17 protein-coding genes and 1 tRNA gene are annotated in these 16748 nt (G+C 37.8%); 8 read left to right on the top strand and 10 right to left on the bottom strand.

From position 1 onward, the window contains the following. Positions 1–60: 60 nt before the first annotated feature. From QBE53_04975 to QBE53_04950, 6 genes are all read right to left on the bottom strand, one after another. Positions 61–900, bottom strand: a complete 840-nt coding sequence (locus tag QBE53_04975; protein ID WZL82460.1) for an HAD family hydrolase — start codon at positions 898–900, stop codon at positions 61–63. 20 nt (positions 901–920) lie between these two features. Next, positions 921–1901, bottom strand: coding sequence for a DUF4003 family protein (locus QBE53_04970; GenBank protein WZL82459.1), 981 nt, complete (start codon positions 1899–1901; stop codon positions 921–923). A 122-nt stretch (positions 1902–2023) separates the two neighbouring features. Further along, positions 2024–2097 (bottom strand) — tRNA-Val (locus QBE53_04965). Between the two features lie 18 nt (positions 2098–2115). Continuing rightward, positions 2116–3084: an L-lactate dehydrogenase gene (locus tag QBE53_04960; GenBank protein WZL82458.1), complete on the bottom strand. Its 969-nt coding sequence runs from the start codon at positions 3082–3084 to the stop codon at positions 2116–2118. Positions 3085–3099: 15 nt separating this feature from the next. Further along, positions 3100–4035 (bottom strand): ABC transporter substrate-binding protein, encoded by a 936-nt coding sequence (locus QBE53_04955; GenBank protein WZL82457.1) that lies wholly within the window; start codon positions 4033–4035, stop codon positions 3100–3102. Positions 4036–4173: 138 nt separating this feature from the next. Further along, positions 4174–6141 carry a methyl-accepting chemotaxis protein gene (locus QBE53_04950; protein ID WZL82456.1) on the bottom strand — a complete coding sequence of 656 codons (1968 nt, stop codon included), beginning with the start codon at positions 6139–6141 and terminating at the stop codon, positions 4174–4176. A 260-nt stretch (positions 6142–6401) separates the two neighbouring features. On the opposite strand from QBE53_04950, the gene QBE53_04945 reads away from it, so the two are divergent. From QBE53_04945 to QBE53_04925, 5 genes are read left to right on the top strand one after another with little or no spacing between them, the layout of a single operon-like run. Then, positions 6402–8105 (top strand): menaquinone biosynthesis decarboxylase, encoded by a 1704-nt coding sequence (locus QBE53_04945; protein WZL82455.1) that lies wholly within the window; start codon positions 6402–6404, stop codon positions 8103–8105. Next, positions 8092–8979 carry a UbiA-like polyprenyltransferase gene (locus tag QBE53_04940; protein ID WZL82454.1) on the top strand — a complete coding sequence of 296 codons (888 nt, stop codon included), beginning with the start codon at positions 8092–8094 and terminating at the stop codon, positions 8977–8979. The genes QBE53_04945 and QBE53_04940 overlap by 14 nt, the downstream gene beginning before the upstream one ends. Before the next feature lie 8 nt (positions 8980–8987). Then, on the top strand, positions 8988–9563 hold the full coding sequence (locus QBE53_04935) for a UbiX family flavin prenyltransferase (protein WZL82453.1): 576 nt from the start codon (positions 8988–8990) through the stop codon (positions 9561–9563). Then, on the top strand, positions 9556–10353 hold the full coding sequence (locus QBE53_04930; GenBank protein WZL82452.1) for an ABC transporter ATP-binding protein: 798 nt from the start codon (positions 9556–9558) through the stop codon (positions 10351–10353). The genes QBE53_04935 and QBE53_04930 overlap by 8 nt, the downstream gene beginning before the upstream one ends. After that, complete coding sequence (locus tag QBE53_04925) at positions 10316–11059, top strand: ABC transporter permease (protein WZL82451.1); 744 nt, start codon at positions 10316–10318, stop codon at positions 11057–11059. Before QBE53_04930 ends, QBE53_04925 begins: the two co-directional genes overlap by 38 nt. 11 nt (positions 11060–11070) lie before the next feature. Here QBE53_04925 and wrbA read toward each other — a convergent pair whose 3' ends face one another. After that, positions 11071–11673: an NAD(P)H:quinone oxidoreductase gene (wrbA, locus tag QBE53_04920; GenBank protein ID WZL82450.1), complete on the bottom strand. Its 603-nt coding sequence runs from the start codon at positions 11671–11673 to the stop codon at positions 11071–11073. 81 nt (positions 11674–11754) lie between these two features. Continuing rightward, on the bottom strand, positions 11755–12204 hold the full coding sequence (locus tag QBE53_04915) for a MarR family transcriptional regulator (protein ID WZL82449.1): 450 nt from the start codon (positions 12202–12204) through the stop codon (positions 11755–11757). A gap of 89 nt (positions 12205–12293) precedes the next feature. On the opposite strand from QBE53_04915, the gene QBE53_04910 reads away from it, so the two are divergent. Further along, positions 12294–12863 carry an accessory gene regulator B family protein gene (locus tag QBE53_04910; GenBank protein WZL82448.1) on the top strand — a complete coding sequence of 190 codons (570 nt, stop codon included), beginning with the start codon at positions 12294–12296 and terminating at the stop codon, positions 12861–12863. Positions 12864–12978: 115 nt separating this feature from the next. Here QBE53_04910 and QBE53_04905 read toward each other — a convergent pair whose 3' ends face one another. Beyond that, positions 12979–13122, bottom strand: coding sequence for a cyclic lactone autoinducer peptide (locus QBE53_04905; protein WZL82447.1), 144 nt, complete (start codon positions 13120–13122; stop codon positions 12979–12981). Between the two features lie 163 nt (positions 13123–13285). Here QBE53_04905 and QBE53_04900 point away from each other — a divergent pair, with 163 nt between their 5' ends. Both QBE53_04900 and QBE53_04895 read left to right on the top strand, forming a co-directional pair. Further along, positions 13286–13993 carry a LytTR family DNA-binding domain-containing protein gene (locus QBE53_04900; GenBank protein ID WZL82446.1) on the top strand — a complete coding sequence of 236 codons (708 nt, stop codon included), beginning with the start codon at positions 13286–13288 and terminating at the stop codon, positions 13991–13993. A gap of 11 nt (positions 13994–14004) precedes the next feature. Beyond that, positions 14005–15279, top strand: coding sequence for a GHKL domain-containing protein (locus QBE53_04895; GenBank protein WZL82445.1), 1275 nt, complete (start codon positions 14005–14007; stop codon positions 15277–15279). Here the strand turns inward: QBE53_04895 and QBE53_04890 are convergent. Then, positions 15266–16747 (bottom strand): energy-coupling factor ABC transporter ATP-binding protein, encoded by a 1482-nt coding sequence (locus tag QBE53_04890; GenBank protein WZL82444.1) that lies wholly within the window; start codon positions 16745–16747, stop codon positions 15266–15268. The two genes, QBE53_04895 and QBE53_04890, sit on opposite strands and share 14 nt — an antisense overlap. Between the last annotated feature and the right edge of the window lies 1 nt (position 16748).

Raw genomic sequence — 16748 nt, 5'->3', positions numbered from 1 at the left:
TTCCGTTCATTTATATAATATCCCTTAGTACACATATCTATATTTTTATATTATACCATATTATTCTATCAATTTTAATTTTTCTAAAGCATGGATAATCCCATCTTCATGCACTGCGTCTGTCACCATATCGGCAACTTCTTTAACTGCATCTGTTGCATTACCCATGGCAACACTTAGACCAACATATTGCATCATCTCAATATCATTGGGTCCATCACCGAAGGCAATACTTTCGGATCGGTCCATTCCATAATAATCAAGAACTTTTTGGATGCCAAATGCTTTGTGAATACCTACTGTAGATATTTCACCACTTCCTTCATTTGCACCTTCAAAGCTTAACATTGTCACCTCGATATTTTCTCCCAGCACTTCTTTGACTTTATGTATGGGAGAGGGACTTTCTCTATAGACAATCTTTTCAATCTTATCAATATTTTTTTCAATTTCTGACGAAATTCCCTTCTTTAAGAAATTAACAAAAAGCGGATTTTCTTTGATTTGTTCTTCCGTCAAGCCTTTTTGCTCTTTAAAATAATCCAACATTCTCTCTTTGGATCTGTCCGGCATCAAAATCTGGTCTTTTGTCTGGCAACTATAGATCCAGTCTTCTCTTTGGGCCAACTCAAGGATATTATGTACATCATCTGGATTCATAATGTGTTGATATATCTCTTGACCTTCACATTCAACATAGGCTCCCGATGCGCCAATAATTCCATCAAAATTCGCATCCAATAGTTTTTGCGTCAGACTAAAACGACTTCTGCCTGTGCATATATATATCTTATGTCCTTTTCGCTTAAGCTGTTCCAAAGCATGAAGGTTAGACTTCGGCATATCTCCGTTAAAATCCACTAATGTTCCATCAACATCAAAAAAAATAATCTTCTGCATGTATATAGTCTCCTTTTTAATCAATTTGAGGCAGCTGCAGATGCTGAACCGGCAGCAATTGCCGCCATCATCGCCGCCTGCTGTGCAATAATAATAGATACTGTGCTGTTAAGCGTTGCTGTCTGCAACATTTTATCGTTATCCTCTTGATACCCCACTAGCATCCCTGCGTACATAAGGCGCTGTTTATTGGTGACTCCACTAAAAAAGCCAAACCCTTTTTGCTTGGACAACCATGTGTCAACCTCTATCATCGCTTCGACTAATTCCGTAATATTTTGTTGTCCTAAGGCTAAGACACCAAGTGTTGGCAATTCATATGAAGTCCCATATTTATATCCTCTCAACTTAAGCTGTCTGTATAATTCAATCGTGCGCTCTACCTTTTTTTCAATCTCACCTTCTGCTAGTGCAAGAACATGACTAAGCGACTGTACTGCATTCGCCGAAAAAAAATGTTCCTTTAACGTGGTATAGATTATTTGTGCATCCTCTAGTAATGCATCATCTGATTTATCAGATAAGGCCATTAACGCACAATATGCACTATCATCACTGCCTGTCAAAAAAGGATGCTCCGACTTCATCAGGTCATAAATACTTCGGGTACGTTCTACAATACCCATATATTCTGTCTTATCTGTCAATTGAGCGATAACCATTGCAGCCAATGCAAGATGGGTCGAACTCCAAAAGCGTTTTTTTAGTGCTGCATATACATCAAGTCCTTCTTCTAAATACTCTCCCGGATAATCGCTTACGGCAAGCATAGATATGATGGCAGCCTGTGCAGTATTTCTAAAGTTTGAAAACGGACCCACTTGCTGTTTTAACATTTGCTTGCTTGAAAAAAGAAGCTGAATATCGGCAGTTTTATTGTTCGCAGTAAAGATTGCGGCACATGCAAGGTGAATCAATCCTCCATTCCACACAAAAGCCTCTTTGATTTTATCTCTGTTCTCGATAAACTGTTGACAACGTTTTTCCAACTCTTTTTTCATCTATGTCACTCCTTGTATACTACATTTTTATAAATACTCTCTTTGTATTATAACATCTTAAAACAAAAAGCAAAGTAAAAAAGCCTGTTCTATACAAATTCATGTACAAAACAGGCTTTTTATGGGCGTAACTGGATTCGAACCAGCGACCTCTTGCATGTCAAGCAAGCACTCTAACCAACTGAGCTATACTCCCTAGACCATATATACTTTATCATCTTTTATCTGTTTTATCAAGAGAAAGTTTATTAATATGCTCGCGTATAATTTCACAGCTCGCATGAAACTTTTCCTTCTCATCTGCCGTTAACCGATACTCTCCGATTTCTATAACACCTTCTTTACCAAGAATCACCGGCACACCACAATAGACGTCATATTCTCCGTATTCTCCTTCTAAAAGCGTTGACACTGTAATAATCTGATTTTCGTCCCTCAGAATTGATTTTATAATTCCTGTTGTTGCACTTGCAATTCCATATTCAGTATTGCCTTTGCGTCGAAGCACTTCACTGCCTGCCATACGGGTCATCTCAACAATTTTTTCTTTATCGACCTCTTGGAATCGATGACTATTGTCTTCAAGTATATCGTCAAAACTTTTTCCTCCAACCCTTACATGGGACCATGGAACAACTTGAGAGTCTCCATGCTCACCCATAGCAAAAGCATCCACACTTCGCGGATCAACACGCATGCGTTCTCCAATGATTTGCTTTAATCTTGCCGTCTCAATAGATGTTCCCGTTCCGATAACCTGGGATTTTGATAATCCCGATCTTTTGTAGACATAATAGCTAAGTACATCTACAGGATTAGATACAACAATAATGTATCCATTAAATCCGCTTGCCATCACTTGATCCACAATTTCCTTCATAATCGGAATATTCTTGTCTAATAGATCTAATCGCGAGTGGACGCCGTCCATACTTCCACTCGCCGTGATCACAACGATATGTGCATCTTGGCACTGTGAATAATCTCCTGTGCTTACACGTACATTACGATTAAGATATTCTATACTATGCTGCAAGTCTAAAACTTCCCCCATAGCTTTTTCTTGATTTCGATCAATAAGTACAAGCTCTGAACAAACACCTTGAACTGTTAAACTATATGCTGTCGTTGCTCCAACATTGCCCGTTCCAATAATGGCTACTTTTGTTCCTGATATATTCATATATGCGCCTCCAATTTAACGATTGGGTAATAGATTTAAGTTACTTACTTGTTCATAATTATAACTATTTTCAATTAATCCTGCTTCTTTCATCCATGTTTGTGTTACATCAAACGTGTATTCATCTGGCACTGCAATATGTTCAAATGCCGGAATCTCAAATGTATCTTGTAGTGCTTGTGAAAAACCTAAATGTTCAACCAACAATCCATAATATTCTGCTTTATCTGTAGCATTCAAATAATCTATTGCTTTATTATATGCTACGTAGAACTTTTCTAGGGCTTTTGTCTTATCAGTAACAGCCGCTTCTGAGAAAATCATAATCGCCGGATATAATCCTTGGCTTTGTGTATCTCCGATGACTGTTCCCCCATCCATTACCGCATTTGTTGCTAATGGTTCCGGTAAGGTAGCCCCACTTAATTCATTCGTGCTAAGCATCTCTAATCGAACAGGCATTTGTGGAATCGCCACTTTTTCCAGACTGTCATAAAATCCCATCTCATCTGCAATGACTGTTGTAGCAAATTCAATAACTGTATTACTTGAGAGTCCAATTTGCTTGCTTTCGATATCCATAAATGTATCAGCTGTCACTCCCGGCGCAGAGACAAGTTTATAATTCCCATATGTGTTTGAGGTCATTTTCATATCATACCCAGCTTCTTGGTAAAAGAAAATTGTCAGCATATCCGCCATTGCCCCATCTAGGTTTCCTGTTTGTAAAGCACTATCCCGGTCAACTGCACTTCGAAATACTTCAAGATTCACATCAATATTTTCTTCTTCAAAAAAGCCTTTTTCTTGCGCGATGAGAATGGGTACAGCCCCTAAATCCGACATCACTCCAATATTTAAGGTCTTATTTTCTGCACTGCTGCATCCCATAAGCAATACCGCTACCATCATCAACATCATCATTTTTTGAACTACATTTCTTTTTTTCACTTCATTTTCCTCCAATTTTAGTTCTGGTCCAGTGAATCCCCATACTTATGACAATCCACTGAACCATCCAAAAATTATTTTACCACATGATCTGCTATTACGTCTATGTATGTTTTTTTGAAGTGACTACCATGTGCACTAAACACTAAATTTTGTAATTTCATCATGGAGTTCTATTGCAATCCCATTTAATTTTTGTGCTGATATCGCTACTGAATCAACAGCTTCTGACTGTTGCGTCATTGTTGCCGTTACTTCTTCAGACGCTGCTGCTGTTTCTTGCGATACTGCAGAAATATTTTCAATACTGGACGTCATGGCATCCTTATCCGCAATGATTGTCGTTACTGATTGGCTCATCGTATTGATTTTTTCTGTCACTTGGTTATAGACTTCTTTAATGGACTTAAAAGAACTAACGACAGAATCAACTGCTAACACCTGATCTTTTGAATTTTCATTTAATATATCCATGGTCTTAATTGAGGTATTGCTATCGGTTTGAATCAATTGCATAATCTCTCGAATTTCATCTGAGGATTTAGAAGATTCTTCTGCTAGTTTTCTGATTTCATCTGCAACCACAGCAAATCCTTTGCCATGTTCTCCTGCACGTGCGGCCTCAATAGATGCGTTAAGCGCCAATAGATTTGTCTGGCTTGCAATCGATGATATAGCTGTTAATATCATATCAATGTCTGATGTGTGCTGATTAAGCGAGGTAATGACTTTTTCGATGGATTCTCTCGATTCACGTGATTGGGTGTTTTTTTCAATTAATGTTTCAACCGACACGACGCCAACCTCATAAGCTTGATTACTTTCGTTAACCGAATCAATCATTTGAACAGTATTTTCTCCAAGCTCTTCCATCTTTTGAGCCAGTTGATGAATCATTTGAACACCATTTTCCGCATCTTCTGCTTGACTTGTGGCTCCTTGCGCAATCTCTTCCACAGTTTTTGATACTTCCTCTGCCGATGCACTTACTTCTTCACTGGTTGATGCAAGCATCTGTGAAGTTCCACTAAGTTCTTCTGAGACATTAATAATACGACTTACCAAGGAAGAAAGCTCCTTAATTGTGGTATTAAAATGATAACTTAACACTTCAATTTCATCTTTGGAAGATACTGTAGCTTGTTGGCTTAAGTCCCCTTTACTAACCCCTTCCATGACACTTATTAATTTTCCGATATTATTGGATATTTTTTTAGAAAATAAGAAAATAATGATGAGAGCAATGATAAAGACAATGAAGGCAACGGTTGCAACAAATGTCATAATCTGTGTAACAATACTGTCGACTTCATCATAATAATAGGTTGTTATAACGGTCCACTCAACCTGATTTAGATGGCTAAAAGATGCATATTTATTGACTTGCTGTCCGTCTTCTTCTACACGATAATCCAACTCTTTTTGTTCATTAAGCATGGCTTGCATTAATGGCGACTGTTCGATGGAACTTCCAAGGGATTCACTGTCATAATGTCCCAGTATAATTCCGTTACCGTCGACGATAATGGGATATCCTTTTTTTCCGACTTTAATTGTAGCTACCGTTTTTGAAAATGTATCCATATCTAGGTCTACTCCAACCACCCCAATAAAATTTCCTTGAGCATTTAAAAGCGGATACGTGATGGTGATAAGTTCCTCTCCATCTTCAAAGTATTCATCCGAATAATGCAATGTCTCTTTTCCTTCTTGATACCAGTGCATTTTTCTAGGATCATATCCTGTATTATCTTCACCACTGCCTGACATAAAATCTCCATTTTCGTACCCGACATATAGATATTTTATATCACTGTCAGATGCCATAAATGTTGTTAAGATTTTTTCAACCTCTTGGCGGTTTCCATTTTGGATGGACTCTTGCGATGCTAATGATTTGACAATGTTTTCATATCCTTTTAGATAATAGTCAATGCCTAGGGCAGTTTGTTGCCCAACATCCTGGGCATTTTTTAATGATAGAGCTGTTGCAAGCTCGACTGTTGTATACCTAAAAAACAGGGTTACTACTGTGATTAAAAGTACCATAAGCAGCATAACAATCAAACTAATTTTTTTGCCAATTGAGAACTTCACTTTTTCCATATTGCCTTCCTTTCACTTCGTATTTCATGTAACTCCATACATCCCCTGATTTTTTACCGTTGTTAATCATACCACGCGATGATTATCACGTCTATTTTTTTCTGCGCAAATGGGCAATATTAACATTTTATTAACACTTTGCATACCCCTCATGAAAACCAAATCGATGCTTTTAGCCGCGTTGACAGTGCTCTAGATTTCAGATACAATGATTACAATTATGGCAAAAAGCCAAACCGATGTTTACGGAGGATTTTACGATGACCTATAAAGATTTACCCCAATTTATCCATGCGTTAAAGGAGAACAACCAGCTTGTAACCATTGATACCCCTGTGGATCCTGATTTAGAAATTACCGAAATCGCCGACAGAGTCTCAAAAGCATATGGTAAAGCTCTTCTTTTTACTAATGTTAAAGGATCAAACTATCCATTAATCATCAATACATTAGGTACCTATGAACGTTTGTCGATGGGCTTGGGTGTTAATAATCTCAATGATATCGCATCACAGATTGAAGATTTTATGAATTTGAGTGCTTATGCTTCCCTCGTCGGAAAGATTAAAGCCATTCCCAAGCTTGCGCCACTCCCATTTATTTTTCCAAGAACGGTAAAATCAGCCCCTTGCCAGGAGGTCATTGAAGAGCCGGATCTAGAACAACTTCCTATTATAAAGTGTTGGCCTCAGGATGGTGGTAAGTACATCACCTTACCCCTAGTCTTTACAAAAGACCCGGAAAACGGTCAACAAAATGTGGGAATGTATCGAATGCAAGTCTATGACAAAAAAACAACTGGCATGCATTGGCACTTGCATAAAGATGGCAAGGAAATCTATGAAAAGTATCGCAAGGCAGGTAAACGGATGCCTGTTTGCGTTGCACTTGGCTGTGACCCTGCAACGATTTATGCGTCAACAGCTCCTTTACCTAAAATGATTGATGAAGTTTTGTTTGCAGGCTATCTAAAAAAACGTCCTATTGAATTAGTCAAAGCGACTACTTGCGACATTAAAGTACCTGCCCATGCAGAATTTATTTTAGAAGGTTATGTTGACCTAGAAGAAGAACGCCTTGAAGGTCCCTTTGGCGACCATACGGGATACTATTCCCTAGCTGATATGTATCCCGTATTTCATTTAACAAAAATCACACGCAAAAAACACCCCATCTATCCTACAACCATTGTTGGCAAGCCACCGATGGAGGATTGCTATCTTGGCAAAGCAACGGAGCGTATTTTCCTTCCTCTCATGAAGATTCAATGTCCTGAGATTGTTGATATTGATTTTCCATTAGAAGGTGTGTTCCATAACTGCGCTATTATCTCCATAAAAAAAGCGTTTCCTCTTCACGCCAATAAAGCTATGTATGCACTATGGGGACTTGGGCAGATGATGTATACCAAAATGTTGATTATCGTTGACGAGACTGTCGATGTTCATGATTATCAAGCGGTTATCAAAGCCATGGTATATCATGCCAATATAAGAAGTCACTACGTTGTGAGTGAAGGCCCGCTTGACGCCTTAGATCACGCATCCAACCGAGCTTTTCAAGGGTATCGTCTAGGTATCGATGCCACAAAAAAACTTCCACTTGAGCAAAGCATGGCTGCACCTCTCTCCACCCAAAGCTTAAGTTCGCTAATTCAAGTGCTGCATATAAGTGACCCAAAAGCTTACGCAGAGCCTTATAATTGCCGCTACCGTATCCTGGTTGATGATAATATTGCGCTTGATGATTATAGCACGGTAAGTTGGAAGGTTTTTAATAATATTGATGCAAACCGAGACATTACTTATCATACATGTGAAGACGGTAGTATCTGTCTAATCATCAATGCAACCAAAAAAGGAGATAGCGATGGACTCAAACGTCCGTGGCCTGATGATATTGAAATGTCTGAACCTATTAAACAACGCGTTACAAAGAAATGGAATCTATATGGAATCGACTAAAAAAGCACCTATCCTTCAAACAATACGAAAAAAACTTCATGATTATGGCGAATTGGTGATGTTCTCACATACACTTTTTTCGTTGCCCTTCGCCCTCATTGCACTATTTTTAGCGGCTGACGGTTTTCCTGAACTGCGTGTGTTTTTTTGGATTATGCTGGCTCTTTTTGCCGGGCGTAATGGAGCCAATGCACTAAACCGTTATGTGGATGCCGAGATTGATCAAAAAAATCCTCGAACAGCATCACGACATATTCCTGCCGGAAAAGTTCGACGCCAAGAAGCTCTCTATATTACCCTTGCATGTTATCTACTATTTGTTGTTGCAGCAGCACAGATTAATCCTTTGTGTCTATATTTATCCCCTGTTGCACTGATTTTATTCACATTGTACTCTTATACCAAACGTTTTACTTGGTTATGTCATATAATCCTTGGAATCACCTGTGCAGGCGCCCCTGTTGGTGCATGGATCGCGATTAAGGGTCAGTTGGATTTGCCGGCTATTGCCCTTGGCGCAGTTGTCACGATGTGGGTTGCCGGCTTTGATATTATCTATGGAACCCAAGACATTGCCTTTGACACGAAGGCGGGCTTATTTTCTATCCCCGCACGCTTTGGTCTGCGTAATAGTTTATGGATTGCCCGAGGTCTACATCTTCTGATGTGGCTAACATTATTATCATTGATATTGATGACTCCATTGTCCTATATCTACTTTGTTGGTGTTGTTGTTAGCGGTGTTTTATTGATTATGGAACATGCCTTTGTTGACTCTGACAACAGAAAAAAAATGAACTTTGTGTCGTATCATTTGAATCAAATCATATCTATGGTCTTACTATTTAGCGCTTCCATGGATATATTTTTCTAGGAGGACTTATGAAAAGAATAATCTTAGCTATTACCGGAGCCAGTGGAAGCATCTACGGGATCAAACTCCTTGATGCTCTGCTCCAAGCTCATCATCAAGTACATCTTGTCATTTCTTCTCAAGGCAAAAAAGTGATTGAATATGAGCTTGAACCATTAGAGCAACTTTTAACACATTATCGTAACGATGCTTTAATCTACCATGACAATGATGATCTTTTTTCTTCAATTGCTAGCGGTTCTTTTAAAACCGATGCCATGATTATTGCCCCTTGTTCAATGGGCACATTAGGAAAGATTGCCTATGGCATCTCTGATAGTCTCTTGACTCGCGTTGCAGATGTCTGTATCAAAGAACGTCGTCCTCTCGTGATGGTTACCCGTGAGACACCACTGTCTTCCATTCATTTGGAAAATATGCTAAAAGTTAGCCAAGCAGGTTGTACTATTTTCCCACCTGTTCCGGCCTTTTATACCCATCCCGAATCGTTAGACGCTGTTATTGATCAAACTGTTGCACGCATCCTCTCTTTAATCGATATTGCTCATCCAAGTTATGTCGCATGGGGTGAGCATCATGAGTAACCCAAGCAACCCATTACCTCTAGTGTCTTTGAAAAATTATGGTCTTAGCTATCCACAGACGTCTGTTTTTTCAAATCTAAGTCTCGACTTAATGCCTCGAACCTCTTATGCCTTACTCGGTCCTTCAGGTTGTGGAAAAACCAGCCTCTTATATGCTATTGCCAATTTATTACCTAATGGGGCGCAAACTATTGGCGAAAAAAATCTTAAGCCTGATTTAAAGATTAGTACTGTATTACAAGAATATGGTCTATTTCCATGGAAAACCGTTTTTGAAAATACCATTCTTCCATTACAGTTAAATCCAAATAGCCTTACCCCAAAAAACAAACACGATATCGAATCAAAGACACGAACACTTCTTAAGCAGCTTGGCTTAGGCGAACATATTCATCACTACCCCAAAGCATTAAGTGGCGGTCAAAAACAACGCGTTGCAATTGCAAGAGCCGGACTTTTTGCGCCGGACCTGCTTCTTTTGGATGAGCCTTTTTCGTCACTTGATGCTTTAACCCGAGAAGATTTACAAGATCAGTTAAAAGCTACCTTGTGCCAATCGGATTTTTCTCTTTTTTTAGTTACTCACAGCATTGAAGAGGCTGTTTTTTTGGCGCAAACCATTTTTATTATGCATCCGGATGGAACTATTGCCCATACAATTGACAACCCTGAATGTACAGCTTTACACTGGCGAGAAGCTGATGCCTACTTTAAGCGTATTAAGCACATTCGAAAGTTTTTAAAAGGAGGACATGATGACACCCATTCGACGCCATCCCTTTTTATATAGCTCAGTTGTTATTTTACTTTTTTGGAGTTTTTTATATTTTGTGTCTCCATGGCCTTTTATACCGTCTCCACTTAAAACCTTACTCTTTATTGGGTCCCACTTTAAATTATTGCTCTCCCATCTTAGTGTCAGTTTACTCCGAGTTTTTTCAAGTATTCTCATTGCGGTTTTTTTAGGTGGCCTAACAGGCATCATTATTGCAATAAATAAAAAGGCAGATCATTGGATTACTCCTTTGGTATACGCCTTTTATCCAGTTCCTAAAATAGCATTTTTACCAATTATTATGCTGATTTTTGGATTAGGCAATACGTCAAAAGTTATCTTGATCTACCTTATTTTATTTTTTCAGATTACTTTGTCTGTACGCGATAGCGTCCATCATATTCATCCTCTTTACTACCTATCCATTAAGTCATTAGGTGCTAATAAAAGGGATGTCTATCGTCATGTAATCTTACCTGCTATATTACCTGATGTATTTACCACATTGCGTATTAGCATTGGAACAGCTATTTCTGTTCTGTTTTTTGCTGAAAATTACGCCACCAAGTATGGAATAGGATATTTTATCATGGATCAATGGTTAAAAATGCAGTATAGTGGAATGTTCGCAGGTATTATTATTATCAGTTCCATGGGCATTGTTCTGTTTTTACTTGTGGATTATCTTGAAAAACGCCTGTGTCCTTGGAAGGACGAGTAATAATTCTAGAATTATCCGACAATTTTGGATGCAATGTCCAATGTACGTCTTGTCTGATGCTTCACTGCCGCTTCAACATCTTCAACCATTTGTCCATCTTGATTAACTGAAACCGATGTTCCATAAGGGTTGCCTCCGGCTCCATAGATAACAGGATCTGTATATCCCGGTGCCACAACAATAGCTCCCCAATGATACATCATTGTATATAACGATAATATTGTTGCTTCTTGACCGCCGTGTGGATTCATTGCAGATGACATGGCGCTCACAACTTTATTAACCGTTTTCCCTTCGGCCCATAGTCCGCCGGTTGTGTCTAAAAACTGTTTCATCTGGGCTGCCATGACACCAAAGCGGGTCGGTGTACTAAAGATAATTGCGTCTGCCCACTCAAGGTCTTCTAGAGAAGCAATCGGCACCTCTTTGGTCGCTTCCACCGTAGCTTTCCATGCTGGATTCGCCTCAATAACTTCTTGTGGTGCAAGTTCTGGAACTTTAACCATTCTCACTTGTGCCCCTGCTTCAATGCCAGCTTCTTTGGCCCATCGTGCCAATTGATCATTTGAACCACTCATCGTATAATAAACAATTGCTAATTTTACATTTTTCATAGATTACACTCCTTAATTTTGTGTTGTTTTTTTGTTGTTTTTTGTTACTAGTTAGTAATATATATTTTGAAATAATGGCGCTTAATTTGCGCCATCACTTAATTTTTTTAGTAATTGAATCAGCTGTTGCTTTTCTTGTGTCGATAAGGCATCAAAAATCTGACTAATATTTTTGACGTGCTCTGGAAAAATGGCTTCAATGTATTGCTCTCCTTTTTTCGTAATCTCGACCAAACAAGCTCTTCCGTCATCAGGGTCTTTTTTTCGGGTGACAAACCCTTCTTTTCTAAGGTTTTCAACAACTACTGTCATGTTGCCTCCGGTTGAAAGCGTTCCGTCAATAATCTCTGCAATTCTTAACGCCCCCTTGTGATAGAGGATTTCAAGAACTGCAAATTGGGCAATGGTCAAGCCTCCCTTTCGAATCGTTGTGACTTCACGCTTGCGAACGGATTGAAAACTTCTGGATAATGCAATCAGGGTTTTCAAATTTAAATCATTATGTTCTCCATAGCTATTATTCTTTTTCATAGGCTTATTATATTACTAATTAGTAATAATGTCAAGTGTTAAAATTTATGATATAATTATTCTATTATAAACTGGGAGGAAAAATAAAGATGCATCAATTAGCCGAACGCTTTACCAACAAACTCATCGAATGGGAAATCATTAAAAGCGAAGACAAGGACCTATATACTTACGGCTTTTGGCAAGGTACTATTTTTATAGGTAACCTTTTATCCGTTGTCGTTGTCGGTCTCTTGTTTAGGATGCTCTGGCAAGCACTTGTCTTCACCACAGCTTATGGCTTGCTTCGAATTGTTGCCGGCGGATATCATGCACGTACACAGCGAAACTGCTATATTTTTTCTATTGCTATGATCATCGTTGTCCTTAGTTTTTTATCGTATGTTCCATGGATCCCTTGGATTTTTTTACCCCTTGTTGGCCTCGCTTCCCTTTTCATCTTCATCCTTGCACCTGTTGAGGATGCTAATAAGCCTTTAGATGGATTAGAAAAGCAGGTCTATAAAAAACGTTCTCGAATTATTTTATCCTTTTTGCTTTTGCTAACCGGGATATTCTTGTTTTTAGGGTTGGACAGCTTGACATATTGTCTAAGTATTTCCCTCATTTGTGTCGGTTTTATGGTTGTTCTTGGACAGCTTGTCCATACACGAAAATAGGATAACAGTATGCTGTTATCCTATTTTATGCGATATATTTAAAATATCTCCACTCATTATGTTTTGTTGCATTTTGTTACTTTGATGCAAAGATTTCAGTATATTAGAACCCCTCTTAAAAACTGCGTAATCTCTTAGCATTATCTGGCAACTTTGGCTGATGTACAAATAACATACACGCTGTGTTGACATTGAACGCCGTAAACATTAGTGCCAAGCTTGCTAATACCGCACTTGATTTTAATACAATTCGTTTCATACTGAATTCCTCCTTTCAGTGGCGCTTTGCATATTATAACAAAAAAAAATTGCAAAAACGCCTTGATGTAACGAACAGTACTTCTTGATGTAACGAATGGCAAAAAATGTAATTATGGGTTATAATATCTGTAGATATTTTAAATGATTAGGAGATTTTTTATATGATTAATGTTGCGATTTGTGATGACGATACGTTCATATGCTCTCAAATAGAAAATATACTCAACAGCTATTCAAGTGCAACGCATTTGAAAATGGAGATTAGTGTTTTTTATAACGGTGAGAGTCTCATAGAGTACCTTCGTCAAAAAAACATGTTTGACCTTATCTATCTAGATATTGAACTTGGAAAAATGAATGGTGTTGAAGTGGGTAAACAGATTCGCCAAGTTTTAAAAGACTATAAAACTGAAATCGTATACATCTCAGGAAATGACGAATATGACCGTCAGCTATTTGATGTGCAGCCATTGCACTTTATCCCCAAGCCTATTGATGAATCCGTCGTTATTGATGACCTTAAACTTGCTCTTGATCGTATGAAGCTTACCGAAAAATACTTTAAATATCAAAAAGGGCATGAAATCTATAATGTCCCTATCAGTGAGATTCTCTATTTTGAAAGTCGCAAGCGAGAGATTATTATTGTAACCACAACCTCAAAAGACGCTTTTTATAGTACGATTGAAGATGTCTTTGAAACATTGGGCGATTATCAATTTTTTCAAATTCATCGCTCGTATCTTATTAACTATAATCATGCAAAAGTCTTGCGTTATTCCGAAGTTGTAATGACCAATGATGAAGTATTACCTATCGGTAAAACAAAGCGTCGCTCATTTCGCAACCGACAGCTTCATGACTTATAAGGAGGATTTCTATGGCATTGCAAAACTATGATATCATCTATGTACTTGGCAATTTTTTTATGGCTTATGTTATTTTTAAGTTTATGCATATATTTTATACTACCCGCAAAGTCAGTGTCTTTATTGAACTTACTGCATATTTTAGCTATTTTATTCTTATTACGATTACCCATGTTTTTTTGAAGTTACCTATTATTGTTATGGTTGCCAATATTATTTTACTTTTTTTACTGACCCTTTTGTATGAAGGACGAATTAAAAAGTCCATGCTATCCGTATTAATGATTTACTTCTCCTTAATGAGTATTGAAACTATATTTGTCGTATTAACGAGTGTATTACAGCTTAATCTTCTCGTTCCCTTTCAATACGAATCTGCTTTTGGAATCATTGTTATACGTATCGCTTCTTTGGCATTGGTTTTTGCTGTTCAAGGCTTTAAAAACGTACGTAATGAATATCCGATATCTAACGTCTACTGGCTTAGTTTATTATGTATTCCGGTAGGAACAATCATAATGCTTTTTGCTATTTTTATGAATACCTCTCTATCACGACCTACAATTTTGTTAAGTATCGTCAGTGCATTACTCATCAATACCTTCACCTTCTATCTGTATGACAAGATATCGGACTTATTAGTTTCACAAATGAATAAACGAATTGCAGAAGAGCAAAACCGTTACTATGAATATCAAGTCCACATGATGAAAGTCACCCTAGAAAAGATGCGAACTTTACGTCATGATCTTAAAAATCGTGTGTCACCGCTCTACCCCTTAGCTGTTGCCGGACGTAAGGATGAACTTCTTGAACGTCTTAGCGAGCTGACAGACATCTGTAACATTAGCAAAGAGTACGCCAACTCAGGAAATTCAACTGTTGATAGTATTATAAACTTTAAGCTCCAACAGTCTGAAGCTCAGGGTATAGCTATTACGACAGATATATTACTACCTCCAAAACTAGAGATGCCGACCTTTGATATAGCTGTCATCATAGGCAATCTTCTAGATAACGCTCTAGAAGCCACTGTACGTAGTCCTAAACGTTGGATTGACATAAAAATAAACTATACCAAAGGTCGGCTAATTATAGAAATACAAAATTCTTTTGACGGTGTTATTCACAATAATTCTGAAGGTATTCAAACACGTAAAGAAGATAAAAGCAGTCATGGGCTAGGGATAAAAAGTATTCAAACTTCCATCAAGAAATTCGATGGTGTTATGAAAATTCATTATGATGAAACCACCTTTAGTACAAAAGTACTTATGTACCTATAGCTTCTTTTACACTAAAATGAGCGATTAATTTAGATAGCTTTGCTTTCGTCAACTTATAAAAATCTTTAATTTCTCCATTTTTTAAGTATGCGATATAATCACACGTTTCCATAATAAATTCTAAATCATGGGTAATGATAATCATTGTTTTTCCCATGGTTTTTAATTGCTTAATATTTTGAGACACCTGCATCATATGCTTTAAATCCAAGCCACTTGTAGGCTCATCAAAAATAATGATATCTTTTTCAGAAGCAATTGCCCCTGCTATGGCGACTCTTTGTTTTTGACCGCCTGAAAGGGACATGGGATGTAGCTGCTGTAAGTCCAATAGATTCAAGCTTTTAAGTATTTGCTGTGCACGGTGAGTATTATCTTCTTTCATACTTAACATAACTTCGTCTAGAACCGTTTCAGTAAAAAGCTGATGATTGACATCCTGCATAACCATATATGTTTTGCCTACACATTGTTTTTGATTGTAACTTTGACTTTCTATCTGTATCTTTCCTTTAAACTTCTTAGATAATCCACAAAGACAACGAGCAAACGTGGATTTACCTGCCCCATTATGCCCTACAATTCCAACAATTTTACCTTTCGGAATATCTAGAGCATCAATATTTAATGCCTTTACTTTTTCTTTCTTGTAGCTATAGACGTAGTTTTTCAGCTGTATCTTCGTTTCCACATCTTCATTTATTTTCTCTTTCATGGACAATTTTGTAAGGTTCAATGGTCTCAATCCTAATTTTTTAAACACATGTCCTTCTATTTTTTTCGCATCTTCCATCGAAAGGATTTTCTCTATCTTTCCTGATTGCATGTAAATCATACGATCTGCCAAGTCGCTTAAGTAATGTAATCGGTGTTCAGCGATAATAATTGTCTTACCTTCCCCCTTCCAATGGCGAATAATATTTTTTAAGATTTGCGTCCCTTCAGTATCAAGATTAGAGGATGGCTCATCTAGCACGATAATATTTGGTGACGCTGTATGTACACATCCACATGCTATTTTTTGTTTTTCACCTCCTGAGAGATGGAAAATATTACGTTGCATCAACTTTTCCATATTTAACTCTGACGCTGTGCGTTGTATGCGTGTCTTTATTTCTTCTACCGACATCCCCTGATTTTCACACGCAAAAGCCATCTCTGAACAAGTATCCATACAATAAAATTGTGAACGTGGGTTTTGAAAGACACTTCCCACATGCTGGGAAATCTCATGCAAATCCATCTGACACATATCTTTACCATCAATTCGCACTTCACCTAATAGTGTGCCATTATAGTAGTGTGGAATCAACCCATTAATTAAACGGGTCAATGTCGTTTTTCCGCACCCTGACTCGCCACATAGCAATACAACTTCTCCTTTTTGAATGGTTAAGTCAATATCGATAATTCCATTGCTTTGTTGGTGGTTATCATATTGAAACGATACTTTTTTTAACTCAATCACA

This window comes from Vallitaleaceae bacterium 9-2, assembly GCA_038396585.1.
In the GTDB taxonomy this organism is placed as follows: Bacteria; Bacillota; Clostridia; order Lachnospirales; family Vallitaleaceae; genus UBA1351.
This window is presented reverse-complemented; position numbering and strand designations above follow the sequence as displayed.

What these genes read in the sequence shown, in the direction of transcription:
- QBE53_04970 (WZL82459.1), bottom strand. Translation starts at nt 1,901, where the DNA reads ATGAAAAAAGAGTTGGAAAAACGTTGTCAACAGTTTATCGAGAACAGA.
- QBE53_04945 (WZL82455.1), top strand. Translation starts at nt 6,402, where the DNA reads ATGACCTATAAAGATTTACCCCAATTTATCCATGCGTTAAAGGAGAAC.
- QBE53_04895 (WZL82445.1), top strand. Translation starts at nt 14,005, where the DNA reads ATGGCATTGCAAAACTATGATATCATCTATGTACTTGGCAATTTTTTT.
- QBE53_04935 (WZL82453.1), top strand. Translation starts at nt 8,988, where the DNA reads ATGAAAAGAATAATCTTAGCTATTACCGGAGCCAGTGGAAGCATCTAC.
- QBE53_04950 (WZL82456.1), bottom strand. Translation starts at nt 6,141, where the DNA reads ATGGAAAAAGTGAAGTTCTCAATTGGCAAAAAAATTAGTTTGATTGTT.
- QBE53_04905 (WZL82447.1), bottom strand. Translation starts at nt 13,122, where the DNA reads ATGAAACGAATTGTATTAAAATCAAGTGCGGTATTAGCAAGCTTGGCA.
- QBE53_04975 (WZL82460.1), bottom strand. Translation starts at nt 900, where the DNA reads ATGCAGAAGATTATTTTTTTTGATGTTGATGGAACATTAGTGGATTTT.
- QBE53_04915 (WZL82449.1), bottom strand. Translation starts at nt 12,204, where the DNA reads ATGAAAAAGAATAATAGCTATGGAGAACATAATGATTTAAATTTGAAA.
- wrbA (WZL82450.1), bottom strand. Translation starts at nt 11,673, where the DNA reads ATGAAAAATGTAAAATTAGCAATTGTTTATTATACGATGAGTGGTTCA.
- QBE53_04900 (WZL82446.1), top strand. Translation starts at nt 13,286, where the DNA reads ATGATTAATGTTGCGATTTGTGATGACGATACGTTCATATGCTCTCAA.
- QBE53_04910 (WZL82448.1), top strand. Translation starts at nt 12,294, where the DNA reads ATGCATCAATTAGCCGAACGCTTTACCAACAAACTCATCGAATGGGAA.
- QBE53_04960 (WZL82458.1), bottom strand. Translation starts at nt 3,084, where the DNA reads ATGAATATATCAGGAACAAAAGTAGCCATTATTGGAACGGGCAATGTT.
- QBE53_04925 (WZL82451.1), top strand. Translation starts at nt 10,316, where the DNA reads ATGATGACACCCATTCGACGCCATCCCTTTTTATATAGCTCAGTTGTT.
- QBE53_04940 (WZL82454.1), top strand. Translation starts at nt 8,092, where the DNA reads ATGGAATCGACTAAAAAAGCACCTATCCTTCAAACAATACGAAAAAAA.
- QBE53_04930 (WZL82452.1), top strand. Translation starts at nt 9,556, where the DNA reads ATGAGTAACCCAAGCAACCCATTACCTCTAGTGTCTTTGAAAAATTAT.